This is a genomic window from Bacteroides sp. AF25-38AC (genome assembly GCF_003602995.1).
Lineage (GTDB): Bacteria > Bacteroidota > Bacteroidia > Bacteroidales > Bacteroidaceae > Bacteroides > Bacteroides uniformis.
Map to the genome: position 1 here is coordinate 94,041 of NZ_QTMD01000009.1, position 25,028 is coordinate 119,068.

Below are 25,028 nucleotides of genomic sequence, written 5' to 3' on the forward strand. Positions count from 1 at the left end.
AAGAACCGTATGCTTGACTTTGAACTTTAGCCTCAATCTTTAGCTATTCCCGTTTCAATCATTAACAGAAAACATTCAAACTATTAAAGAAAAACTTTCGAAGTATAAAGGATAAAGTGGGTAGATATAGGGAGAAAAAGTGCTCTTCAGTCTTGGTCTGTCTATCCCAAGCCTTGGGATAGACAGACCAAACCCTGGGATACATGTCCGCAGGCTGGGGATAAACTTTGTGTAATATAACTCCTGAATAGGGATTGTGCAGGCTGTGTTATTCATAATTGGAGGAAAAGAAGTTTCATTGCCTTCCCCGATAAATAGGGCGATACAGAAAAAAGGTGAAGGATGTGCAGGCTGACAGCAGAAAGATTATTTCAGAGAACATAGTTGCCGACAGGTCAAAGCTAAAGATTATTTGTGTATTTTTGCACCGAATTTATTTCGGTAGGATACCTTATGAGAGGCAATACCGGGGGAAAAAGCGCAAAGCAATGAATATAACTGAACTGCAACAATCTTATGCTTCCCATCCCAATGTAGAGGGGGTGTGCAGGCTTCTGAAAGATAACTCTGTCCGTCACCTATATTGCGGAGGTTTATATGCCTCTGCCGCTTCTTTGTTTTCGTCTGTATTGGTTCAGCGGGCTACTTGTCCGCTCGTTTTCATTCTGGGCGATATGGAGGAAGCCGGTTATTTCTATCATGATTTGACGCAGATATTGGGGACAGAGCAGGTATTGTTTTTTCCTTCTTCGTTCCGCCGCGCCATCAAGTACGGGCAGAAGGATGCGGCAAACGAAATACTCCGTACAGAAGTGCTGAGTCGCCTGCAAAAAGGAGAAGAGGGGCTTTGCGTGGTGACCTATCCGGATGCGCTGGCCGAAAAGGTTGTCTCACGTAAAGAACTTGGAGACAATACACTGAAACTGCATGCAGGAGAGAGGGTAGACATGAACTTCGTGACGGACGTGTTGCGCAGTTACGGTTTCGAATATGTGGACTACGTCTACGAGCCGGGGCAGTATGCCGTTCGTGGCAGTATTATCGACGTCTTTTCCTTCTCTTCCGAATATCCCTTCCGTATAGACTTTTTCGGCGATGAGGTGGAAAGCGTCCGTACTTTCGAGGTGGAAACACAGCTCTCGAAGGAGAAGAAAGAAAGCATCGTGATAGTTCCCGACTTGAGCCATAGCCTGGAAAAAAAGGGAAGCGGCGGCATGGTGTCGTTCCTCGATTTCCTTCCGTCGGACAGCTTGCTTGCCATGCGCGATTTCCTCTGGCTACGCGAACGCATCCAGACCGTGCACGACGAATCGCTCACCCTACAGGCCATCGCCGCCCGTGAGTCGGAGGAGAATGGAGCCATCACGCTGGAAGGCAAGCTGATTGATGGTGGCGAGTTCACCCTGCGCGCCCTCGATTTTCGCCGGATGGAGTTTGGCAACAAGCCCACCGGAACACCGGATGCCACCGTCTCGTTCCATACTACGGTACAGCCTATCTTCCATAAAAACTTCGACATGGTGGCGGAGAGTTTCCGCGAATACCTCTCCCGTCACTACACCATCTACATATGCAGCGACAGCCTGAAACAGACCGACCGCATCCGTGCCATCTTTGAGGACCGTGGAGACAACATATCCTTTACCGCCGTGGAACGGACACTGCACGAAGGCTTTGCCGACGACACTTTGCGTATCTGCGTCTTTACCGACCATCAGCTGTTCGACCGCTTTCACAAGTATAACTTGAAGAGCGACAAGGCACGCAGCGGCAAGGTGGCCTTGAGCCTGAAGGAGCTGAACCAATTCACCCCCGGCGACTATGTGGTGCATACCGACCATGGTGTGGGGCGTTTTGCCGGACTGGTACGTATCCCCAACGGTGACACCACGCAGGAGGTGATGAAGATTGTCTATCAGAACGAAGATGTGGTGTTTGTCTCCATCCACTCTCTGCACAAGGTTTCCAAGTACAAGGGAAAGGAGGGTGAAGCGCCCCGCCTCAACAAGCTCGGCACCGGAGCCTGGGAGAAGCTGAAAGACCGCACCAAGACGAAGATAAAGGATATTGCCCGCGACTTGATAAAACTCTACTCGCAACGCCGCGAGGAGAAGGGGTTCCAATACAGTCCCGACAGCTTCCTGCAACGGGAGTTGGAAGCCTCCTTCATCTATGAGGATACCCCCGACCAAAGCAAGGCTACTTCCGACGTGAAGGCCGACATGGAGAGTACCCGTCCGATGGACCGCCTGGTGTGCGGTGACGTGGGCTTCGGCAAGACGGAGGTGGCTGTTCGTGCCGCTTTCAAGGCTGTGGCGGACAATAAGCAGGTGGCTGTACTGGTGCCCACTACCGTACTTGCCTATCAGCATTTCCAGACCTTCAAGGAGCGCTTGAAAGGCTTGCCTTGCCGGGTGGAGTATCTGAGTCGTGCCCGCACCGCTGCTCAGGCAAAGGCTGTAGTGAAAGGGCTTGCCGAAGGGGAAGTGAATATTCTTATCGGTACCCACCGTATCCTGGGAAAAGACGTTAAGTTCAAAGACCTTGGTTTGTTGATTATTGATGAGGAGCAGAAGTTCGGCGTCTCCGTCAAGGAGAAACTCCGCCAATTGAAGGTGAATGTGGATACGCTGACCATGACGGCTACACCCATTCCCCGTACCTTGCAGTTTTCGCTGATGGGTGCGCGCGACTTGAGCGTCATCCAGACACCGCCGCCTAACCGCTATCCCATCCAGACGGAAGTGCACACCTTCAACGAGGAAATCATTGCCGACGCCGTCAATTTTGAGATGAGCCGTAACGGGCAGGTATTCTTCGTGAATAACCGTATTTCCAATCTGGTTGAGTTGAAGGCCATGATAGAGCGGCACATTCCCGACTGCCGTGTTTGTATCGGACACGGACAGATGGAGCCTGCCGAACTGGAGAAGATAATCTTTGATTTCGTCAATTACGATTACGATGTGCTGCTTGCCACTACCATCATCGAAAGTGGCATCGACATACCCAATGCCAATACCATTATCATCAACCAGGCGCAGAACTTCGGCCTCAGTGACTTGCACCAGATGCGCGGACGTGTGGGGCGGAGCAATAAAAAAGCTTTCTGTTACCTGCTGGCACCGCCTTTGTCCTCCCTTACTCCCGAAGCAAAACGACGCCTGCAAGCCATCGAGAACTTCTCCGACCTGGGCAGTGGCATCCACATTGCCATGCAGGACCTTGACATCCGTGGCGCAGGCAATATGCTCGGTGCCGAACAGAGCGGTTTCATTGCCGACTTGGGCTACGAGACTTATCAAAAGATTCTCTCCGAAGCTGTGCATGAACTGAAGACCGACGAGTTTGCCGACCTTTATGCCGAAGAACTGAAAGCAGACGGAGGCGTCATCAGTGGAGAACAGTTTGTCGACGAATGCCAGGTGGAAAGCGACCTCGAACTTCTGTTGCCTGCCGATTACGTGACTGGCAGCAGCGAGCGTATGTTGCTCTATCGCGAGTTGGACGGATTGACACTCGACAAGGATGTGGATGCTTTCCGTTCCCGCCTCGAAGACCGCTTCGGCCCGATTCCTCCCGAAACGGAAGAACTGCTGCGCATCGTTCCCTTGCGACGCCTGGCTGCCCGCCTCGGCGTGGAGAAAGTCTTTCTGAAAGGTGGGCGCATGTCCCTGTTCTTCGTCTCCAATCCGGACAGCCCGTACTATCAGAGCCAGGCTTTCGGTAAGGTCATTGCCTACATGATGAAGTACACCCGGCGTTGTGACCTGCGCGAACAGAACAACAAACGGAGTATGCTGGTGAAGGATGTCAGGACGGTAGAAGAAGCTGTCTGTGTGTTGCAGGAGGTAGTGGCAATGCAGGTGGAAGAGTAAACTGTTGCCACTCCTGCCACTAACGTCCGAACTGCAAGGCGAATCCCAAATTGAAGAAAGTGATGTTGTTTTTGAACCAGCTATGGTCTACTCCGTCATCATAGCCGTCCGTGTTGTAAAGTCGTGCATCGGGGTTGGCAAACCAGTCTGCTGTTAGGAAATCACAGCGAATCATACCCGAGAGTTTACGGCTGATGCGGAACTCATAGCCTGCTGCGAAAGTTATTCCACAATATCCTTTATGGAAAAGGTGTCCGTTCCGTTCACCGCGTTTATATGTCCGTTCCTGATAGTTCATATACCCGATGCCGAACGAGAGGAACAGTCCTTGATTCCCGTTGCTCCACAAGGGCCGGTATGTGATGTTGGGGCGTATGCAGTGCAGATGTGCCTTATCCGGCAGGCGTGCCATGCGTAGATAGTCATATTGAAGTCCTGCGGCAAATAGGGGCGTGATGTAGTAGCGGCCTTCTGTCATCAGGTCATATCCCACCCGGTTGCCATTCTTGCTGAAGAAGTCGTTACGGTTTCCCTCTACATGAGGTAAGGATACACCGCCACCGAAGATGATACTGTAATTTTGCGGCAGGCATTCGCTTTGTGCCAGCAGACCTGTCGCTCCGATGGGGAGTAGGGATAGGCAGAGGAGGAGGAATCGTTTCATGCAGTTGCTGTGAGTTTCTTGGAAATATCGTATTTTTATCGTTTCCCGTATAGCTTGTCTATCAAATCCGTCCGTCCTATCCGGCGCAGTTCGTTTATGATGTTCCTGCGCTCTTCGGGTTTGTACCAGAAGAAGAATTGGCGTTGAGCCAGTTTCTCGCGCTGCGTTTTGGCACTGAATACCGGTTCCAGCGTATAAGGATGGAAGCCCGTGTACCATGCTTCGGTGGCAACAGTCATGGGAGTAGGGGTAAAGTCTTGCACTTGCTCCAGATGGAAGTCCAGTCGCTTGGTGATGACGGCAAGTTCCGCCATATCTTCCTCCTTGCATCCGGGATGGCTGCTGATGAAATAAGGAATAAGCTGCTGGCGTAGTCCTTCTTCATGGTTAATCCTGTCGAATATCTTCTTAAACTCACCGAACTGGCTGAACGGAGGCTTGCGCATGATGTTGAGCACGCGGTCTGACGTATGCTCCGGTGCTACCTTCAGGCGACCGCTGACATGGCGGGCAATGAGCTCGCGGGTATATTCCTGCGTACTTTTGTTAGTGTTCGGGTCCTTGCTCTGGTGCAGCAGCAGGTCATAGCGTACACCGCTGCCAATGAAGGACTTCTTGATGCCGGGCAGGGCATCTACGGCATGATAGATGTCGAGCAGCGGACGGTGGTCCGTATTCAGGTTGGGGCATACCTTGGGGTAGATGCACGACGGGCGTTTGCATTTCCTGCAGACGGCCTCATCCCGTCCCTTCATGCGGTACATATTGGCCGACGGGCCTCCCAAATCGCTCAAATAACCCTTGAAGTCTGGCAGCTCCGTGATGGCTTTCACCTCTTTCAGAATGCTCTCCTTGCTGCGGCTTACGATGAATTTGCCCTGGTGTGCGGAGATGGTGCAGAAGGCACATCCTCCGAAACATCCGCGATGCAGGTTGACGGAGAACTTTATCATGTCGTATGCCGGAATACGTTTTCCCTTGTATTTGGGATGGGGTAGGCGCGTGTATGGCAAGTCGAAAGAACGGTCGAGTTCAGCTTCCGTCAAAGGGGGATAGGGAGGATTGACTACTACCGTCAGCTTGCCGCTCTTTTGCAAGATGCGGGATGCTGTATATTTGTTACTTTCCTCCTCGATATGACGGAAGTTGGCAGCTTCTTTCTTTTTATCTTTCAGACATTCTTCATGGGAAAAGAGGGTGATATCCCCTTCTTGTACCACTACTTCCTTGTCAAGGTAAACCATTTGGGGAATATCGGCGATGAGCTTTTTGAAGCTTGGGGCGTCCATCTGTGTCTGTTGGCGTTTCAGCCTTTCCGCAAGTTCCACCACCGGTTTCTCTCCCATACCGTAGATGAGTGAGTCGGCTCCGCTGTCGAGGAGGATGCTGGGGCGTACACGGTCCTGCCAATAGTCATAGTGCGTCAGGCGGCGCATGCTTGCCTCGATGCCGCCCAGTACGACGGGGACATCGGGGAATAGCTTCTTTAATATCTGGGTATATACAATGGAAGGGTACTCCGGACGCATATCCGGACGTGCATCCGGGGTATAGGCGTCATCACTGCGCAAGCGTTTGTTGGCAGTATATTTGTTGACCATCGAATCCATACAGCCGGGACTGATGCCGAAGAACAGACGGGGACGTCCCAGTTTTTTGAAGTCGCGCAAGTCGTCGCGCCAGTTGGGTTGGGGGATGATGGCTACGCGCAATCCTTCTGCTTCGAGGATGCGGCCTATGACAGCGGCTCCAAAAGAAGGGTGATCCACGTAGGCGTCACCGCTGAAAAGTATTACATCCAATTCGTCCCAACCACGCAGTTCCACTTCTTTCTTGGTAGTAGGAAGCCAGTCTGTAAGGCGATATTCTTTCATTTGCACATTAAAAACTGTAATGTCATCCGTTCTCCGTCGTAAATCTCACGGAAGCCTATCTGCTGTTCGGAAAGATACTCTTTCATGTCATTGAAGGCAGCAGCGTCGTCCATGATGATTTCCAGCTTCTCGCCTTTTCCGGCCTCGCACATGGCTTTGATGGCAGGGATTAAAGGGCTGTAATGCTGTTGTCCGCAGGTGTCGATGGTTTTCATTTATTCTTCTTCTATGGTGTCTTGTTGGGAAAGCCATTGCAGATAGAGCTTGATGAGCTGTTGTAGTCCGAAGGCCTTCATGTTGTTGTGATAGATAACGTCGATACAGAGGTCGAGCAGGTCTTTGCTGTCTTCCTCTTGCGCGGCGATGAGGGAGCGGATGTTCAGTTTCAACTTGTCGAGCACGGTTTCGTCCACAATACCGTTGCTGTCGATGAGATGGCGGAAGAGGCCGTATTTCTCGATGGTGGCAAGATTCTCTTCAGAAACTTCTAAACTACGGGTTCCGCTGGGGTTGGCTTGTATAGTGTACATGATGTTTAATGTTTAGTGGTTAATGTTTAATGATTAATGGAAGCAAAGATAGTTTTTTCACTACAGATTACACAGATTTTCACAGATTATTTATAGGGATTGCTATTTTGTCTGTGTTAATCTGTGTAATCTGTGGTGAGAAAGCGGAGTATGGATGCCATAATTACATTTCTGGATGTTTCTTCCCGGATGCTTTCAAAAGGGAATCCCATGACAAAAGTGCGATAATCACTGCCTTGATAGGCTACGGCGGCGGGTGTGTTGCCGATGGCATAGGTCATGACTGGAAAAGCGGGAGACATGGGCAGGATGCAATCAGGGGAAGTGACCGGATAGCTTTGCTCATTCGGCAGGCGGGGAAGGGTGAAGGTATGCCCCAGTCCCCGGACAGCGATTTTGTCCCCGTCTGTTTTCAGAGAGTTGCCATGCCGGTACTTCAAGATATTCTGAATAAATTCTTTATTGCCCTGCGAGCTGTCCATATCGCTGCCTACATAGGCACCGCTGACCAGGAGATGACCTCCCGACTGGCAATAGGAAGTCAGTATGCGCTGCATGGGCGAGGAGAATGTTTTGTAGTAGGTATTGCGTGCCGGATTGCTGGAATTGTCTTCTTTCTCAAGTCCGAGGATATAGTCCACTATCGGATAATCCTCTAATGAGAGGATGCCCTTTTCCACAGCCTCGTCGCTGCATGAGACGAAGCTGTAATTTCCGGCTGCCTGGATGGCTTTGCCATGTACGAAGGGGTAATCGAAAGTGTTTCCGATGATTTTCATGCCTTCGTATTCGTCACTGCTCTCTCCCAGACGTCGTCCTGCTTCCTTCCGGCTAAAATTCTGCTGGGCGCCGCAGAGGGAGATGTCATAGAGATAGGGTACGCTGGGATCTTGTGACAAGTCGAAGCCTGCCGCATCGGGGGTGTCTATAACGGCAGGCCCGCTGATGCGGTCGAATCCGTTGACGATAAGTATCTGTCCTTTTTCACGCTTTGCCTTGTAGGCGGCAAGAATTTCCGAAGGGAAGCTTTCGCCACCCCGGTTTACGGCGGTTACTTTAAAGGAATAGACGATGCCCGGTTCTATTTTTACGGTGTGGGATGGGGAGCTGACGCGTACGCCATTGTCAAATCCTCCACGACCGATACGTGTATATACAATGTATTCACGTGGTTTGGCAGTCGGCTCCAACGGGTCTTCCTCTCCTTGCCAGGAAAGCTCTAAAGTATTCTTCTTTTGACCGAAGCGGATGGCAAAGTGGCTGACGGGAAGGGGTTGGACAACGTAGTCTCTGCCGTGCTGGCTGCATATGTATTGCAGAATGGCTTTATAGAGCGCACGCCCGACGGTGAACTTGAAGTTAGGGTCATGTCCCAAGCGCATATCTGCGAAGTTCTGGTGCGACAACAGTTCTACGATGGTGGAAGGGACGGCGGGCAGGCGTGTTTCACTGTAGTTGCGGTTCCATAGGCTGCGGCGTGTCCAGTCTACGTTGAAGGTAGAGCGGATATCACGCTGCAACTGCGTTAGCAGAATGTCCGAAAGGTCACGGGAGGCATGGCGGTCTGTACCGGCATGCAGTCGGCCGTTGTTGAAGTTGGTGGTATAAATGCCGAGAGTGCCTATAATCTCATCTTCCTTACTGAAACCGGCATCGCTATGCAGGGCCATACTCATTTCAAAGGGGATGCCCAAACCTTCTTCCGTTGGGTTGAATAGTGATTTTCCTGCAAGGTAATTCACTGTACGGGAACGTACGTTGATGTCGTCGTTCATATCATTCTTTCCCTCATAGCCTCCATAGACGGGATAGGGCATGCCTGCCCATTGGGCAAAGTAGCGTGCGCCTTCCAGGTATCTGGGCAAGCCGCTGGTTTGTCCCCCGCGGGCAATGTTGCCCATGCCCCCTCCAAAGCGGACGGCATCGGCACAGACCACGCCTTTCTCTTTGCTTTCGTTGCTCAATACCACCATGCCGTAGTCGTTCCGGCCTTTGTCAAAAGTGAATGTGCCGAGGTACACCCATGTGCCGCTTCCTATTTGCTGGTTCACCTTGAACTCCGTGACGCCTCCATTGTGAAATACAAGATATTTGGCATCGCTTACGCTGCCCGGCAGTGTTTGGTAAGATACGTATACAGCATATTCTCCCGTTTCCGGAATATCGGGTACCCATTCGGCAAAAGCCTTGTCTTTCTTCTTTTCAGTTTTGGCAAAGCGTGCCGTGCCGGAGAGGAAAGGGTTTTCATTGTCTTGATAGACTCGTTTCCGTTGGGCAAATCCGGGTCGGGAGGTCTGTTCCCAACGTGCTTTCCGGCTTTTCACGTCCAGATAAAGGGAACCTTGTCCTCCATGTCCGCTCAGGCTACCGTCATTGTCTACGATGACTTCCTGCTTCTGCGTGTCCCTTTCGCGGGGAGTGAATACATTGGCTCCTGCATTCTCTAGCATGGGCAGGAGGTAGGGCAGGATGAAGGATTGGGTGAACTGGTCTTCTGTAGTGCAGAACAGCCTCGGGCGTTGCCATCCCCATTTGTCCTTGTCATTGATATAATATTTCCCGTGGCTTTGCCAAAGGGCGATGTGGCGTCCTTCCAGTCCGCGGGTGATGTCGTAGGGGCGCGAGGTACGGGTTACCCAGGGGGTACCTTTGTATTCCAGGTGGCTGAACAGACGTGCCTTGTCTTTCTTCCCTTTCCGGTAGAGGTTGGGGATAAGCTCTTCGATGCTCTTCCCGTCAGCAAAGACGGTGAGGTCGAAATAGTTCACCGGTCCTGGCAGGATTTGTCCCAGATGGCGGTAAATGGCATCAACGGTTTCAGGCCGTAGAGGCTGGTAGGCAAAGCGCTCGTTTGTATAGACAAGCAATTTCTTCTTCCGGAAGTCAATGCAGAAACTATCCAGCTTGCAGGTACCTATGTTGGCCGTATGGGTGGTGTATTCCCTAAAGAATGTCTGGAGGCGTTCTTCCACATTCTGCTCTAGTTCTTGTGCCGGAAGGAGGAATCCACACAAGAGCCATATGCCGGTTAGGATAAGTTTTTTCATACTGATGAAATATTGAAGTTGCCAATATCTGCTTTTACCAGACGGTGGTGCGTGCAAAAGTACATAAAAGAAAGCTTCACTGATGAGCGGGTTACTTTCTTTTTATTATTTTGCAGACATATAAGTAAGTCTTAAGAATTAAAAAGCATTAATCGGCAATCTTTTTCAGTTCTGTCAGTTCCGTAACTTTGTCCGGATAGAGGATGGCGTTGTGCGCAGCCATTTGAGCTGCTTTCTTATGGATTGGGTCCATTCCTTCGGGAGAATATGGGTTTTCTGTTACATTCTGATGGGTCAATGCCTCAAACCATGTGCAGGCAGCTGTATATCTGCCTATGGTTAAGTCAAGGTGGTATCCGTCCCTATTCATATGGTCGCCGATAAAGGAGGTACGTGCATTTTGTATGGCGGTTCCCGAAGGGATAATTTTCTTGATACCCACCAGGTTGGCGGCTTTCTTTACTGCATCCACAATGCTGGTGTACATTTTCATTTGGTTCTGGTCATAGTTTTTGAATCCGGTGTGGTTGGCATTGGTAGCATAAGCCCATGTCTGGTGCACCATTAATACGGTTTCCTTTCCAATTCGTTCCCTGATATAGTTAACCAATTCAGGTAGGGAAGCTTTGTAGCTGTCATAGATACCAGACAAAGGGCTGGCCTGCTGAACACTGATATAGTCCCATTTCTCATCGGCCAGTGCTTTCTCAATAGTCATTGACCGGGTTTCTGTTTTTTCCCCGTCTTTCTCTACTTTGCGATAGGCATAGGCCGGAGCGTTGTTGCGTATGTTTTGCACGTGCCGTTCCAGTGAACATCCTCCGATAAACATATTGCCGATAATCATGGTGATACCTTCAGCTTCTCCCAGTTCGTGCAAATATTGCTCTACTGCATCTTGTGAAAAGCTGTTGCCTATTGCCAATACTTTGATGGTGTCGTTATTGGCATGGCATCCATTTGCAAACAATGTAAATGGCGTGAGTAGGAATAAAATGACAAGGATGTTGATAGCATACTTTTTCATAATGGTGTTTGTTTTTAAGTTTTGTCGTTTCGATAAATAAGTAACAAAATTATTTGATTGTTTTTATATCTGCAAATATTCCTTGGGAATATAAGAAGGCTGAGACATGAAAAAATGAGATGCATTGCCGGAGCAATACATCTCATCCTATTGTTAATATTTTATCCGTTTATAGCGGAATGTATTCCACAAAGGCTTCCATCGCCTCATAGGAAGCAAGTCCGAGGCTGTCATACAAGGCAGCTGTTCCGCGGTTACGGTCCTCGCTGCGTTGCCAGAACAAACGTTCGTCATTGCCCAGGAACGGTGCGCTTTCCATCTGCGATTGATGCTTCAGGATAGAGTTACGCTTGGCACGCAGTTCTTCCGGGCTGATGGGCACAGCCATCTCGATGTTTTCGATTTCCCATTCGGCCCATGCACCGCGGTACATCCAGATGCGGCATTCCTTCAACCATTTGGCACCTTCTTCTTTTTCCAAGTCAATGGCGGCAAATACGGCGTCCGTACAAACACGGTGTGTGCCGTGCGGGTCGGCCAGGTCGCCGGCAACGAAAATCTGATGGGGTTTCACTTCACGCAATAGGTTGCGTACAATTTCCACGTCTGCTTCGCTGATAGGATTCTTCTGTATCTTGCCCGTTTCGTAGAATGGCAGGTCAAGGAAATGACAGTGATCCAGAGGGATATTATTGTATGTACATGCAGTGCGTGCCTCGCCACGGCGAATCAGTCCCTTGATGGTCAAGATGTCGCGTGTATCCATGTCACCGTCTTTCTTCTCCTTCAAGTATTTACGGATTTCAGTATATTTGTCATTGATGACCTGGTCTTCGCTGTTGTTGAAGATTTGGTTGAACCCGTTGATGAAGTGCAGGAAGCGGATAACTTCTTCATCGCCTACGGCAATGTTACCGGAAGTTTCGTAAGCCACATGCACGTCATGTTTCTGCTCTACCAGACGACGGATGGTGCCTCCCATGGAGATAACGTCATCATCGGGATGCGGAGAAAATACGACCACACGTTTTGGATAGGGCTTTGCACGCTCAGGACGATAGGTGTCGTCAGCATTCGGCTTGCCGCCCGGCCATCCGGTGATGGTATGTTGCAGGTCATTGAATATCTTGATGTTCACGTTATAGGCTGAGCCGAACAATGCCAGCAGTTCGCTCAGACCGTTTTCGTTGTAGTCCTTGTTGGTCAGTTTCAGAATGGGTTTTCCGGTGAGTTGGCACAACCAGACGATGGCACTGCGGATGAGCTTGTCGTTCCATTCGCAGGAGGTTACCAGCCAGGGGCGTTGGATACGCGTCAAATTGGCGGCGGCAGACAAGTCGATAGCTACATGTGCATTGTTGTGAGTCTGCAGATAAGATGCAGGGATAGTATCTGTTACCGGACCTTCAACGCATTCTTTCACCTTTTGCGCTTTCTCCTCACCCCATGCCAGCAGATATATTTTCTTTGCCGAGAGGATGGTGGCTACTCCCATGGTGATGGAGCTGATGGGGGTATTTTCAATGCTACCGAACATCTTGGAAGCTTCATTGCGGGAGTCGTTGTCCAGCAATATCAGACGAGTGGTAGAGTTCAGGCGTGAACCCGGTTCATTGAAACCTATATTACCTACACGGCCAATGCCCAGCAAAGCGATGTCTAAGCCACCGAAACTTTCAATGCGCTGCTCGTAAAGACGGCAATATTCAAAGATGGCGTCTTTGGCGATGGTGCTGTCGGGGGTGAAAACATTCTGTTTGTCAATGTCCACATGGTCTATCAGCATTTCCTTCAATGCGTTGAAGTTGCTGTTGATGGCATTGGGAGCTAATGGATAATATTCGTAGAGGTTGAATATGACTACGTTGCGGAAACTTAATCCCTCTTCCTGGTGCATACGTACCAAGTCTGCATATACATTGCGCGGAGAGTTACCGCCTGCCAGTGCCAAGACACAGAAACGTCCCGCCTTTTGCTTGTCACGGATTAACTGTGCAATGTCAAGGGCAATCTGGTTGGCGCCTTCTTCTGCAGACTCATAAATATCAGTCGGGATTTTTTCCAGTCGGGTCAATACCGACCGTTCAAATGCATTCTCAGGTCTATAGTACCTGGGGGAGACTCTGTTGAGAGTGATTTGAGAGCTTAGATTGGTTTTCATAAAATTTATTATTAATAAATGATTAAGTATTGAACTGTTCTTTCAATCAACAAATATACGAAAAACAATGTTCATCCGCATATTGCTGAAGATTAATTAAGAAATACTGGTCGTCCCATATCTCATATGGGTTTTGACGGTTGTACGGAAAGTGTCTTCGGTCATTCCATAAAGTCACGGCCAACCGCCACCGTGAGTATGGATTTTACGTTGGGTCAACATAGGATTTAGGGGTTAGAATTATTAAATTAATCATGTTGTCGCTTTGACATTGTTTCGAAGGACAAAAATAGGTACTTTTTGGAGAAGATGTACTCCTTCTTTTGGGTATTTTCATTAAATACTCTAAAAAAGAGGATTTGGTGCATTTTGTATAATGTCTCGTTCGTTTGGGGTATAAGTGAGGATAATCATATAAAAATAGACCATTCATCGCACTTTTTGTCGTTTGGGTTTGTTATATTTGTGTGTGTTTATAAACTCTAAAATATCAATGTATGAAAAGCTGGAAAGTAGAAGCAGCCATCATAGCCGTGGGGCTGCTTTTGTTGGGAATCATGGTAAAAGGCGGTATCAACAATTTTGTGAATAAGGACCGTGTGGTCAGTGTGAAAGGGCTGGCCGAAATGGAAGTGCCTGCCGACAAGGTAGTCTGGCCTCTTGTCTACAAAGACATAGGTAATGACCCTGCACTGCTTTATGCCAATATGGAGAAGAAAAACGCTGCCGTCGTGAGTTTCCTTGAAAACAACGGTATTGAGAAGGAGGAAATCAGTATTGCACCGCCCGAAGTGATTGATATGCAGGCCGAACGTTACGTTGACCGCAACGTGGCCTATCGTTATAATGCCACGTCTGTCATCACTGTCACTTCCAAGAATGTGGATAGGGTGCGTAAGCTCATGTCGGGGCAGGCTGAACTCTTGAAGCAGGGTATTGCCATCACGGGAGGGGATTATAAATATAATGTGTCTTATGAATTCACCGGTCTCAACGAAGTGAAGCCCAGAATGATAGAGGAGGCCACGAAGAACGCTCGTGCTGCAGCCGAGAAGTTTGCCAAGGATTCGGACAGTGAACTGGGGAAAATCCGCAATGCCTCGCAAGGGCAGTTCTCCATAAGTGACCGCGATGCCTATACTCCTTATATAAAAAGCGTACGTGTAGTGACTACTGTGAACTATTATTTGAAGAAATAACGAACTCGTCCGCATCTTTCCAAGCGGGAAACTTTAGCCTGAACTCCTGCAGGGAGGAAAGGTTGAGGGAGGCGGTGGCAATCGCCTCTTCGTTGTCGGGCACAGTGGCAAGCACTTCCCCCTTCGGAGAGTAGACCACACTGCCTCCGCTGTGTGGAATGTCTCTGCCGTCCTTGCCGATACGGTTGACACCGCAGACATAACTGATGTTTTCCAGCGCGCGCGCTTGCAGCAGGATGTCCCAGACTTTCCGGCGGGGAATGGGCCAGTTGGCGACGTAAATCAGGAGGTCGTATTCATTGCTCGTATTGCGGCTCCAGACCGGGAAACGAAGGTCATAGCATACAAGCAGCAGTATATTCCAGCCGCGATATCGGATGATGGGACGCCGGTTGCCGGGGGTGAAATGTTCTGTCTCGTGCCCCATCCGGAAGAGGTGGCGTTTGTCGTAATAGTAAGCATTGCCTTCGGGCGTAAGGAAGAATGCGCGGTTGTAGTAGGATGGCTTTCCGCCTTCCGAGGCTGTTTCGCAGGCAATATAGCTGCCGGCAAGAGCAAGCCGGTACTCTTCGGACCATTGGCGCAGTGTTGCGATGGTTTCTCCCGTTGTGGGTTCGGCCAAGCTGGCGGTGTCCATACTAAAGCCGGTGGAGAATGTTTCCGGTAAAACAACAATCTCCGTTGTTCCACGAAGAGTTTCTAACTTCTCGCGGAGACGACGGAGATTTTCTTGTTTATTTTCCCAGACAATGTCTGTTTGCAAGATGCTTATTCGCATGGCATTAATGCTTAATACCTGATTAGATATTTCCTAAATCAAAATTTTCGGGATTTTTTCCTTTAAAGTTCTTGAAGTACAGTTTTATCTCGCGCATATCCTTTTCGATGTCTCCGGTAGGCATGACAGCCTTGGTAGAGGAGATGGTCTTGGAAGGATAATCAATCCCGATAAGCATGATGGGCACTTGTGTTTTAAGTGCTATGTAATAAAAACCTTTCTTCCAGTTGGGATTGGCTTTACGGGTTCCTTCCGGTGTAATAGCCAGGTGGAAATGCTTGCTGTTTGCAAACTTTTCGGTCATTTGGTCCACTAAGGAAGATTTACGTCCCCGGTTCACCGGAATGCCGCCAACGGCTTTGAATATCAGTCCCAGAGGAAAAAAGAACCATTCCTTTTTCATCATGAAACTGGTCTTGCGACCGATGGCACCATAAAACAATTTACCGATAAATAAGTCCCAATTGGAAGTATGGGGTGCCGCACAAATTACACATTTGTCGTAGTCGGGCACCGTCACGTTTGTCTTCCAGCCCAGCAGGCGATAATAAATGAAGCTATAAAAGGCTTTCTTCATCTTATTTCAGTTTGCCCATTGCGTCAATAATTTCGTCTACTTTTGCATTGAAGTCAGCACGAAGTTTTTTGTAGAAACCTTTTACATTTCCTGGCTCGGTGTGGCTGATGCGGCTTATGAATTCATCTTGCATTTTCAGAATTTCAGCCATCAGTTCATCGGCTTTTTGTTTGTCTGTTCCAGGCACATATAAGCTGTTTACAAGACACTCTGTGAACAATTCACCTGCAATATAGTTTATATTCTTCTTTAGTTCTTTTCTACTTGCCATAATCTTTACGTTTAAAATGAATAATCTGAATTATTTTCGGTAAAGATAATGTTTTTCTTTGTTAGTGTAGAGCAAAAAAGGGTTTTTATGTGTTTTTAATTTAGTAGTTTTGTGGAATTATTCCACAAACTGTGGACACATTCCACAGGGAAAAATGGAGGATGCCACCATGAATAAAGAACTGCCGTCTGCTTTTCTGCTTGATATATAGTTTGTTAGACGTAATGGATGAGATAGTGATAGATTGGCATCGGATTTGCTTTAATAGAAAGAAACAGGGTTAAATTTAATATACAAACAAGCATGAGACAGTTTTTTACGAAAAAAGAATTGAAACTAAAGAAGAAGAGGTTGCTGATGATGGTTGCCTGCATGGCGGTATTGTTGGCAGGTTACGTTATTCTGACTTGGCCTAAGAAGGTGGAATCGGAAGCTCCTACCGTGATTGTGGAATCTGCGGAAAAAGGAGATGTGGAGATATATGGCGAGTACGTGGGACGTATTCGCGCTCAGCAGTTTGTAGAGGTACGTGCGCGTGTGGAAGGGTATTTGGAGAATATGCTTTTCGCAGAAGGAACATATGTCACCAAGAACCAGGTACTTTTTGTGATAAACCAGGACCAGTATAGGGCAAAGGCTGACAAAGCTCGTGCACAGTTAAAGAAGGATGAAGCGCAGGCATTGAAGGCAAAGCGCGATTTGGAGCGTATCCGCCCCCTCTATGCGCAGAACGCTGCCAGCCAGCTGGATTTGGACAATGCCCAGGCTGCTTACGAGACTGCAGAAGCCTCAGTAGCGATGAGCCAGGCCGATTTGGACCAGGCTGAATTGGAATTGGGATATACGTTGGTCCGTTCTCCGCTATCGGGACATATCAGTGAAAGAAATGTGGATTTGGGAACATTGGTCGGACCGGGAGGCAAGTCCTTGCTGGCTACGGTTGTGAAAAGTGATACGGTTCTGGTAGATTTCAGCATGACGGCATTGGATTACCTGAAAAGCAAGGAACGGAATATCGATATAGGGCGTCAGGACTCTACACGTTCCTGGCAGCCGAACATTACGATTACTTTGGCGGATAATACCGTCTATCCTTATAAGGGCTATGTGGATTTTGCCGAACCTCAGGTGGACCCTCAGACCGGAACATTCTCCGTGCGTGCCGAAATGCCGAACCCTAACAAAGTGTTGTTACCGGGGCAGTTTACAAAGGTTAAGCTATTGCTGGATGTACGTGAGGGTGCTGTCGCCGTTCCTCAAAAGGCGGTTACCATTGAGAAAGGTGGTGCATATATTTTTGTGATGCGCCGGGACTCTACGGTTGAAAAGCGTTTCATTGAACTGGGACCTGAATTTGGCAACAATTGGGTGGTTGAGCGTGGTCTGGTTGCCGGAGAACAAATTGTGACTGAAGGTTTCCACAAGCTGACTCCGGGTATGAAAGTACGTGCCCAGGCTGCCGTTCCTAAAAAGGAGGAAGAGCAGACGAGTGATTCTCTGAACAAGCAGGTTGTTTCCGAAACGAAGCAGACTACTCCGGCTGAGAATAAATCAAAGGACAACAACCCTTCAAAGTAATGATGTTATGAAAGTAAGTTTCTTTATAGACCGCCCGGTATTCTCGGCGGTGATATCGATTGTGATTGTAATTGTCGGTATCATTGGCCTGACCATGCTGCCGGTAGACCAATATCCGCAGATAACGCCTCCCGTAGTGAAAATCAGTGCTTCCTATCCGGGAGCCAGTGCATTGACTGTTTCGCAGGCGGTGGCAACCCCTATCGAGCAAGAGATAAACGGTACTCCCGGTATGCTGTACATGGAGTCCAACAGTTCTAATTCCGGAGGATTTTCAGCTACGGTCACTTTCGACGTGTCTGCCGACCCGGATTTGGCTGCCGTAGAAATACAGAACCGTGTGAAACTGGCGGAGAGCCGTTTGCCAGCCGAAGTGATTCAGAACGGTATTTCTGTGGAAAAGCAGGCTCCCAGCCAATTGATGACTATCTGTCTGACTTCCAGTGACCCGAAGTTCGACGAAATTTATTTGAGTAACTTTGCTACTATCAATGTACTCGACTTGTTGCGCCGTATCCCCGGTGTGGGACGTGTTTCCAACATCGGTAGCCGCTACTATGCCATGCAGATATGGGCGTTGCCCGACAAACTTGCCAACTTCGGACTGACGGTGCAGGATTTGCAGAATGCCCTGAAGGACCAGAACCGTGAGTCTGCTGCGGGTGTTTTGGGACAACAGCCGGTGAAGGGACTCGACATTACTATCCCTATCACTACCCAGGGACGTTTAAGTTCGGCAAAGCAGTTTGAGGACATTGTGGTCCGTGCCAATGCCAACGGTTCCATTATCCGTCTGCGCGATGTGGCGCGTGTTTCATTGGAAGCATCTTCATATAGCACAGAGAGTGGCATCAACGGTGAGAATGCTGCCGTTCTCGGTATCTATATGCTTCCCGGGGCCAATGCAATGGAAGTTGCAAAGAGCGTAAAGGCTGCTATGGAGGAAATCAGTGCAAATTTCCCTGAGGGGATGAGTTATGAGATTCCCTTCGACATGACGACTTATATTTCCGAATCCATTCACGAAGTGTACAAGACGTTGTTCGAAGCGCTGATTCTGGTGGTGCTGGTTGTATTTCTATCCTTGCAAAGTTGGCGTGCGACGGTGATACCGATTGTTGCGGTACCTATTTCCCTGATTGGTACCTTCGGTTTCATGCTTATTTTCGGTTTCTCTCTGAACATACTGACTTTGCTTGGATTGATTCTCGCCATCGGTATTGTGGTGGATGATGCCATTGTGGTGGTGGAGAATGTAGAACATCTTATGGAGACGGAGAAATTGAGCCCGTATGAAGCTACCAAAAAGGCGATGAACGGATTGGCAAGTGCCTTGATTGCCACATCATTGGTGCTCTGTGCCGTGTTTGTGCCGGTAAGTTTCTTGAGCGGAATCACCGGACAGTTATACCGTCAGTTTACCATTACTATCGCCGTTTCCGTATTGCTTTCTACGGTAGTGGCCCTGACGCTTAGTCCCGTCATGTGTTCGCTCATATTGAAGCCCGACAGTGGAAAGAAAAAGAACATAGTTTTCCGCAAAATCAATGAATGGCTGAACTTGGGCAATCACAAATACGTGGCTGTCATTAACCGGGTCATCAGGAATCCCCGCCGCTTGATGAGTGCGTTCGGCCTGGTACTGGTTGCCATTTTCATTATCCACCGGTTGGTGCCTACCAGCTTCCTGCCGGTAGAAGACCAGGGCTATTTTAAGATAGAGTTGGAGTTGCCGGAAGGTGCTACTTTGGAGCGAACCCGTGTGGTGACCGACCGTGCCGTGCAATACTTGGAGAAGAATCCCTATGTGGCCTATGTGCAGAACGTGACGGGTAGCAGCCCCCGTGTGGGTAGCAACCAGGCACGCAGTGAGCTGACGGTTATTCTGAAACCGTGGGAAGAGCGTAAGGGGATTTCCATCGATAAGATAATGGAGAATGTGGAGCAGGATTTGAAGGAATATCCCGAATGCAAGGTCTATCTTTCCACGCCTCCGGTCATTCCGGGATTGGGTACCTCGGGAGGTTTCGAAATGCAGCTTGAGGCGCGTGGAGAGGCGACGTTTGACAACTTGGTGCAGGCGGCAGATACGCTGATGTATTATGCCCAGAAGCATAAGGAGCTGACGGGGCTTTCATCATCCTTGCAGTCTGAAATACCGCAACTTTATTTTGATGTGGACCGTGATAAGGTGAAAATGCTGGGTGTGCCCCTGGCGGATGTATTCTCTACCATGAAGGCCTATACCGGTTCAGTATATGTGAATGACTTCAATATGTTCAACCGTATATATAAGGTGTATATCCAGGCCGAGGCTCCTTATCGTGAGCATAAGGACAATATCAACTTGTTCTTTGTAAAGGCAAAGGACGGAGTGATGGTGCCGCTTACTTCCTTGGGAAATGCCTCTTATACCACCGGTCCGGGCAGTATCAAGCGTTTCAATATGTTTACCACTGCCGTCATCCGCGGTTCTGCGGCACAAGGCTACAGTTCCGGCCAGGCAATGGAGATTATGGAGCAGATTGCACGTGACCACTTGCCGGACAATATCGGTCTGGAGTGGAGTGGCCTTTCCTATCAGGAAAAGAAGGCGGGAGGACAGACGGGTCTTGTGCTTACGCTGGTATTCCTTTTCGTATTCCTCTTTTTGGCTGCGCAATATGAAAGTTGGACGGTGCCTATCGCTGTATTGCTTTCACTGCCGGTTGCCGCTTTGGGTGCCTATCTGGGCGTTGTGATATGCGGATTGGAGAATGATATTTATTTCCAAATCGGCTTGGTGATGCTGGTGGGGCTTGCGGCAAAGAATGCCATTTTGATTGTGGAGTTTGCCAAGGTGCAGGTTGACAAGGGAGGAGACTTGATACAGTCTGCCATCCATGCTGCCCAACTCCGTTTCCGGCCTATCCTGATGACTTCCCTCGCCTTTGTATTGGGAATGCTTCCTATGGTGTTGGCAAGCGGACCGGGCTCGGCGAGCCGTCAGGCCATCGGTACGGGTGTTTTCTTCGGAATGATATTTGCCATTGTATTCGGTATTGTGCTTGTACCGTTCTTCTTTGTCCTGGTATACAAGACAAAAGCCAAAGTGCAGCATAAGATTAAGAAAGACTGATTTTAAAGACAACGTTTATGAAAAGAAAGAACATATATATTATTTTGTTGCTGAGTATGTTTGCCCTTACCTCATGCAAGGTGGGCAAGAGCTATGTGCGTCCGGAGATGGCATTGCCGGATAGCCTGGCACAGCAGCAGGATAGCATGAGCGTAGCCGATGAACAGTGGCAGGCAGTTTATACGGACAGCACGCTGCGTGCTTTGATAGACCGTGCTCTGGAATATAACAAAGACATGCTGATTGCAGCTTCCCGTGTCAAGGAGATGGCTGCCCAAAAACGTATCAGTGTTGCCAACCTTCTGCCGCAGCTCACCGGAAAGGTGGAGGCTGAGCGCGAGGTGGAGAATTACGGTGGTCATAGCCGTGATGTAGGCAATACTTACGAAGCCAAGGCGTTGCTCTCTTGGGAACTGGACCTTTGGGGAAACTTGAGATGGAAGAAAGTGGCTGCTGTGGCCGAATATTTGCAAAGTGTGGAGGCGCAGCGTGCGTTGCGCATGACCATCGTTGCCGAAGTGGCGCAGGCTTATTATGAGCTGGTAGCCCTTGATACGGAACTGGAGATTGTGCGCCAGACACAAAAGGCGCGTGAAGAGGGAGTGCGCTTGGCGCGTATCCGTTTTGAAGGAGGGCTGACCTCGGAGACCTCTTATCAACAGGCTCAAGTGGAGTTGGCTCGTACGGCTACTCTTGTTCCGGATTTGGAACGCCGTATCTCTCTGAAAGAAAATGATATATCCTTCCTTGTGGGGGAATTCCCTACCCGTATCAAGCGTGTCAATTTTCTGCAGGAACTGGATGTGCCGGAGTTCTTACCGGTAGGTCTGCCTTCCGATTTGTTGGAACGTCGCCCCGATGTCCGTGTGGCAGAGCAGCAGTTGAGGGCTGAACATGCCAGAGTGAAAGTTGCTTATACCAATATGTTCCCCCGTTTGGCCCTGACCGGACAATTTGGATTGGAAAGTGATGTGTTATCCAATTTCCTGGAATCTCCCTATTCCTTATTGAATGGGGCAGTCTTGGCACCACTTTTCGGTTGGGGAAAGAACCGTGCTGCATTGAATGCACAGAAGGCTTCTTTTGAAGCCGAAGTGCATAGCTATGAAAAGACAGTGCTGAATGCTTTTAAGGAAGCGAAGAATGCCATTGTAGATTTCAATAAGATAAAGGAGGTCTACCAACTGCGTGCCAAACTTGAACGTTCTGCCAAGGGATATGTGGATTTGGCACAGTTGCAATACATCAACGGCGTCATCAATTATATGGATGTGCTCGATGCCCAGCGTGGTTATTTCGATGCCCAAATAGGGGTGAGCAATGCCATCCGCGACGAACTTATTGCCATGGTAAATGTCTATAAGGCATTGGGGGGTGGCTGGCAAACCGAATGACGTGTGATTAAAGAAGATAGCAAGGGCGTGTATGTACCGAAATATTTGATGGTATATACACGCCCTTGTTCTATAATTGGCTTATTTCATCTAGGATTCTGTATTTAGAGTCTCCTTGTTTTCTTTCTTTTCCTTTGCCTTTTCTACTTCAAGAGCTACGTTTACAGCATTCATGCCTTTAAGGCCACGTTCGAGGTCGAACGTCACAATATTGTTTTCTGCTATATCTGTCAGCACATTGTTAATGTGGAAAAAGTATTTTTCGACCCCGGATAAGTCCTTGATGAAGCCGAAGCCTTTCGATTCATTGAAAAACTCGATACGTCCTCTGCGGATGACCGGTTCTTCCTTGTCTTTTTTGGGAGTTGATATGACGATTTCTTCCAGCTTTATTTCTTCTTTGGGAGTGTTTTCTGCCGGAGGAGTAGAGGTTATCATGCCGTTTTCGTCAACATAGGCAATCATATCTTCAAAGCTATTGGCTTTGTTGGATAGTTTTTTTTCTTCTTTCTTTTTTTGTTTTTCAGCTCGTCGGGCGAGTCTTTTCTTTTCATTTTCACGCTTGTCTGCGGAGATGGATTTGGCCATGTATTTTTATTTATTGAGTTATAAAAAAAGCAGGGGGCATTGTTACAACACCTCCTGCTCTTGTCAGTAGTTAAGAATATTAATATCTTCTGGAGTTGTAACCGCCTCTTCTGTCGCGATTGCCGCCATTGGAAGGTCTTTCTTCGCGGGGGCGTGCCACGTTTACCGAGATTTGTTTGTGGTCAAATTCAGCACCGTTCAATTCGTCAATGGCTTTTTGGCCTGCTGCATCGTCCGGCATTTCTACGAAACCGAAACCTCTGGATCTTCTTGTTTCTCTGTCTGTAATGATTCTTGCAGAAGAAACTTCTCCGTACTCTGAAAATAAATCGCTCAAATCAGCGTCTGTTGTGCTGAAGTTTAAACCTGAAATGTAAATGTTCATTTGAAATTTTAATTAATTGTAATTATTAAATTGGAGTATGGAGAATAATTATGGAAGAGACCGCCTAATAATAGTTGTATATTAAAAGAAGAACAATGCGATAACGACTCGTAACTCAAACTTTGCGGCAAAGATAACACAATAAATCAGTTAATTGCTTTCTTCTCCTTTTTATTTTAGGATAAAAAACGATAAATGTCATTTTATACATTATTTCGGCCTCTCGTTTGCATATCTTACGAAAAAAAGCGAAATTTGCGACGCTTTTAAACGGAACTTTACTAACACCTTTAAATAATTAAGAGAAATGACTAAAAGTGCATTGCAAATTGCAAGGGCTGCCTATCAGCCCAAACTTCCGAAAGCGCTGAAAGGAACTGTTAAGGCTGCAGAAGGCGCAGCTACTCAGTCTGTTGCTGACCAGGAAGAAATCAAGAAATTGTTCCCCAACACGTACGGAATGCCTTTGATTAAGTTTGAAACTACCGATGAGGTGGTTAACTTCCCCGCAATGAACGTGGGTGTTATCCTTTCCGGTGGACAGGCTCCTGGCGGTCACAATGTGATTTCCGGTATTTTCGACGGTATCAAGAAGCTGAACAAAGACAGCAAATTGTATGGCTTTATTCTGGGCCCTGGCGGCTTGGTTGACCATAATTATATGGAACTGACTGCTGACATCATTGATGAATACCGCAATACGGGCGGCTTTGACATCATCGGTTCGGGCCGTACCAAGCTGGAAAAGGAAGAACAGTTTGAGAAAGGTTATGAAATCCTGAAGGAACTCGGCATCAAGGCACTGGTAATCATCGGTGGCGATGACTCCAACACCAATGCTTGCGTACTGGCTGAATACTATGCTGCCAAGAATTATGGCGTGCAGGTAATAGGTTGCCCCAAGACCATCGACGGTGACTTGAAGAATGATATGATTGAAACTTCTTTCGGTTTCGATACGGCTTGCAAGACTTACTCTGAAGTAATCGGCAACATCCAACGTGACTGTAACTCTGCCCGTAAATACTGGCACTTCATCAAGCTGATGGGACGTTCTGCTTCTCATATCGCTTTGGAATGTGCATTGCAGGTACAGCCCAATATGTGTATCATCTCTGAAGAGGTTGAAGCTAAGGATATGTCTTTGGACGACATCGTGACCAGCATTGCCAAGGTCGTTGCCGAACGTGCAGCCCAGGGTAACAACTTCGGTACGGTTCTTATCCCCGAAGGATTGGTTGAATTCATCCCGGCCATGAAGCGTCTAATTGCTGAGTTGAACGACTTCCTTGCTGCCAATGCAGAAGAGTTTGCTCAAATTAAGAAATCTCACCAACGCGATTATATCATCCGTAAACTCTCTCCGGAGAATGCGGCCATCTACGCAAGCTTGCCCGAAGGCGTGGCTCGCCAGTTGTCTCTGGACCGCGACCCGCACGGAAACGTACAGGTATCTCTGATTGAAACAGAAAAGTTGCTGTCCGAAATGGTTGGCACTAAGCTGGCTCAGTGGAAAGAAGAGGGCAAGTTCGTAGGCAAGTTTGCTGCACAGCACCACTTCTTCGGTTACGAAGGACGTTGCGCTGCTCCGTCAAACTTCGACGCTGACTACTGCTACTCTTTGGGTTATGCAGCATCTGCATTGATTGCTAACGGAAAGACCGGTTACATGTCTTCTGTACGCAACACTACTGCTCCTGCCGAAGAATGGATTGCAGGCGGTGTGCCCATCACTATGATGATGAACATGGAACGTCGCCACGGTGAAATGAAGCCGGTTATCCAGAAGGCTCTGGTGAAGCTGGACGGTGCTCCGTTCAAGGCATTCGCCGCTCAGCGTGATCGTTGGGCTATGGAAACAGACTATGTTTATCCGGGTCCTATCCAGTACTTCGGTCCGACAGAAGTTTGTGACCAGGCTACGAAGACTTTGCAGTTGGAGCAGGCTAAATAAGTTGA

The 25,028-nt window shown here is 48.5% G+C and carries 18 protein-coding genes; 6 read left to right on the plus strand and 12 right to left on the minus strand.

What is annotated here, in order from left to right; translation table 11 throughout:
- The first annotated feature begins 488 nt into the window (after positions 1-488).
- Entirely contained in the window at positions 489-3,878 is a 3,390-nt protein-coding gene (gene mfd, locus DWY55_RS08115; protein ID WP_120178060.1) for a transcription-repair coupling factor, read from the plus strand.
- A 19-nt stretch (positions 3,879-3,897) separates the two neighbouring features.
- Here the strand turns inward: mfd and DWY55_RS08120 are convergent, their stop codons facing one another.
- The 7 genes from DWY55_RS08120 to DWY55_RS08150 all read right to left on the minus strand — a co-directional run bounded on the left by DWY55_RS08120 (position 3,898) and on the right by DWY55_RS08150 (position 13,181).
- A complete protein-coding gene (locus DWY55_RS08120; RefSeq protein WP_005826687.1) occupies positions 3,898-4,542 on the minus strand; it encodes a hypothetical protein in 645 nt (214 codons plus the stop codon).
- Positions 4,543-4,577: 35 nt separating this feature from the next.
- On the minus strand, positions 4,578-6,416 hold the full coding sequence (locus DWY55_RS08125; protein ID WP_005826685.1) for a YgiQ family radical SAM protein: 1,839 nt from the start codon (positions 6,414-6,416) through the stop codon (positions 4,578-4,580).
- Positions 6,413-6,631, minus strand: a complete 219-nt coding sequence (locus DWY55_RS08130; protein ID WP_005826683.1) for a sulfurtransferase TusA family protein — start codon at positions 6,629-6,631, stop codon at positions 6,413-6,415. Before DWY55_RS08130 ends, DWY55_RS08125 begins: the two co-directional genes overlap by 4 nt.
- Positions 6,632-6,946 carry a hypothetical protein gene (locus DWY55_RS08135; RefSeq protein WP_005826681.1) on the minus strand — a complete coding sequence of 105 codons (315 nt, stop codon included), beginning with the start codon at positions 6,944-6,946 and terminating at the stop codon, positions 6,632-6,634.
- 116 nt (positions 6,947-7,062) lie between these two features.
- Positions 7,063-9,993, minus strand: coding sequence for a xanthan lyase (locus DWY55_RS08140; protein ID WP_120178055.1), 2,931 nt, complete (start codon positions 9,991-9,993; stop codon positions 7,063-7,065).
- Positions 9,994-10,141: 148 nt separating this feature from the next.
- A complete protein-coding gene (locus tag DWY55_RS08145; protein ID WP_005836017.1) occupies positions 10,142-11,020 on the minus strand; it encodes a DUF4886 domain-containing protein in 879 nt (292 codons plus the stop codon).
- Between the two features lie 169 nt (positions 11,021-11,189).
- A complete protein-coding gene (locus DWY55_RS08150) occupies positions 11,190-13,181 on the minus strand; it encodes a glucosamine-6-phosphate deaminase (protein ID WP_005826674.1) in 1,992 nt (663 codons plus the stop codon).
- A gap of 497 nt (positions 13,182-13,678) precedes the next feature.
- Between DWY55_RS08150 and DWY55_RS08155 the strand changes: the two genes are divergently transcribed.
- Positions 13,679-14,380, plus strand: a complete 702-nt coding sequence (locus DWY55_RS08155) for an SIMPL domain-containing protein (protein WP_005826670.1) — start codon at positions 13,679-13,681, stop codon at positions 14,378-14,380.
- On the opposite strand, the gene DWY55_RS08160 is transcribed toward DWY55_RS08155, so the two are convergent.
- From DWY55_RS08160 to DWY55_RS08170, 3 genes are read right to left on the minus strand one after another with little or no spacing between them, the layout of a single operon-like run.
- Positions 14,352-15,158: an amidohydrolase gene (locus tag DWY55_RS08160; RefSeq protein ID WP_009036814.1), complete on the minus strand. Its 807-nt coding sequence runs from the start codon at positions 15,156-15,158 to the stop codon at positions 14,352-14,354. The two genes, DWY55_RS08155 and DWY55_RS08160, sit on opposite strands and share 29 nt — an antisense overlap.
- A gap of 22 nt (positions 15,159-15,180) precedes the next feature.
- Entirely contained in the window at positions 15,181-15,735 is a 555-nt protein-coding gene (locus DWY55_RS08165; protein ID WP_117866212.1) for a 1-acyl-sn-glycerol-3-phosphate acyltransferase, read from the minus strand.
- Position 15,736: 1 nt separating this feature from the next.
- A complete protein-coding gene (locus tag DWY55_RS08170) occupies positions 15,737-16,006 on the minus strand; it encodes a hypothetical protein (RefSeq protein ID WP_005826660.1) in 270 nt (89 codons plus the stop codon).
- Between the two features lie 303 nt (positions 16,007-16,309).
- Here DWY55_RS08170 and DWY55_RS08175 point away from each other — a divergent pair, with 303 nt between their 5' ends.
- From DWY55_RS08175 to DWY55_RS08185, 3 genes are read left to right on the plus strand one after another with little or no spacing between them, the layout of a single operon-like run.
- The gene (locus DWY55_RS08175; RefSeq protein ID WP_005826657.1) at positions 16,310-17,584 is read left to right on the plus strand and encodes an efflux RND transporter periplasmic adaptor subunit; all 1,275 of its coding nucleotides are present in this window, start codon (positions 16,310-16,312) and stop codon (positions 17,582-17,584) included.
- Positions 17,585-17,591: 7 nt separating this feature from the next.
- Positions 17,592-20,702 carry an efflux RND transporter permease subunit gene (locus DWY55_RS08180; protein ID WP_016273398.1) on the plus strand — a complete coding sequence of 1,037 codons (3,111 nt, stop codon included), beginning with the start codon at positions 17,592-17,594 and terminating at the stop codon, positions 20,700-20,702.
- Between the two features lie 17 nt (positions 20,703-20,719).
- Positions 20,720-22,096, plus strand: a complete 1,377-nt coding sequence (locus tag DWY55_RS08185) for an efflux transporter outer membrane subunit (RefSeq protein ID WP_057281794.1) — start codon at positions 20,720-20,722, stop codon at positions 22,094-22,096.
- 90 nt (positions 22,097-22,186) lie between these two features.
- On the opposite strand, the gene DWY55_RS08190 is transcribed toward DWY55_RS08185, so the two are convergent.
- Both DWY55_RS08190 and DWY55_RS08195 read right to left on the minus strand, forming a co-directional pair.
- On the minus strand, positions 22,187-22,684 hold the full coding sequence (locus DWY55_RS08190; protein WP_005826650.1) for a cold-shock protein: 498 nt from the start codon (positions 22,682-22,684) through the stop codon (positions 22,187-22,189).
- Between the two features lie 79 nt (positions 22,685-22,763).
- The gene (locus tag DWY55_RS08195) at positions 22,764-23,069 is read right to left on the minus strand and encodes an RNA recognition motif domain-containing protein (RefSeq protein ID WP_057088124.1); all 306 of its coding nucleotides are present in this window, start codon (positions 23,067-23,069) and stop codon (positions 22,764-22,766) included.
- Between the two features lie 307 nt (positions 23,070-23,376).
- Between DWY55_RS08195 and DWY55_RS08200 the strand changes: the two genes are divergently transcribed.
- On the plus strand, positions 23,377-25,023 hold the full coding sequence (locus tag DWY55_RS08200) for a diphosphate--fructose-6-phosphate 1-phosphotransferase (RefSeq protein WP_005826644.1): 1,647 nt from the start codon (positions 23,377-23,379) through the stop codon (positions 25,021-25,023).
- Positions 25,024-25,028 lie beyond the last annotated feature (5 nt).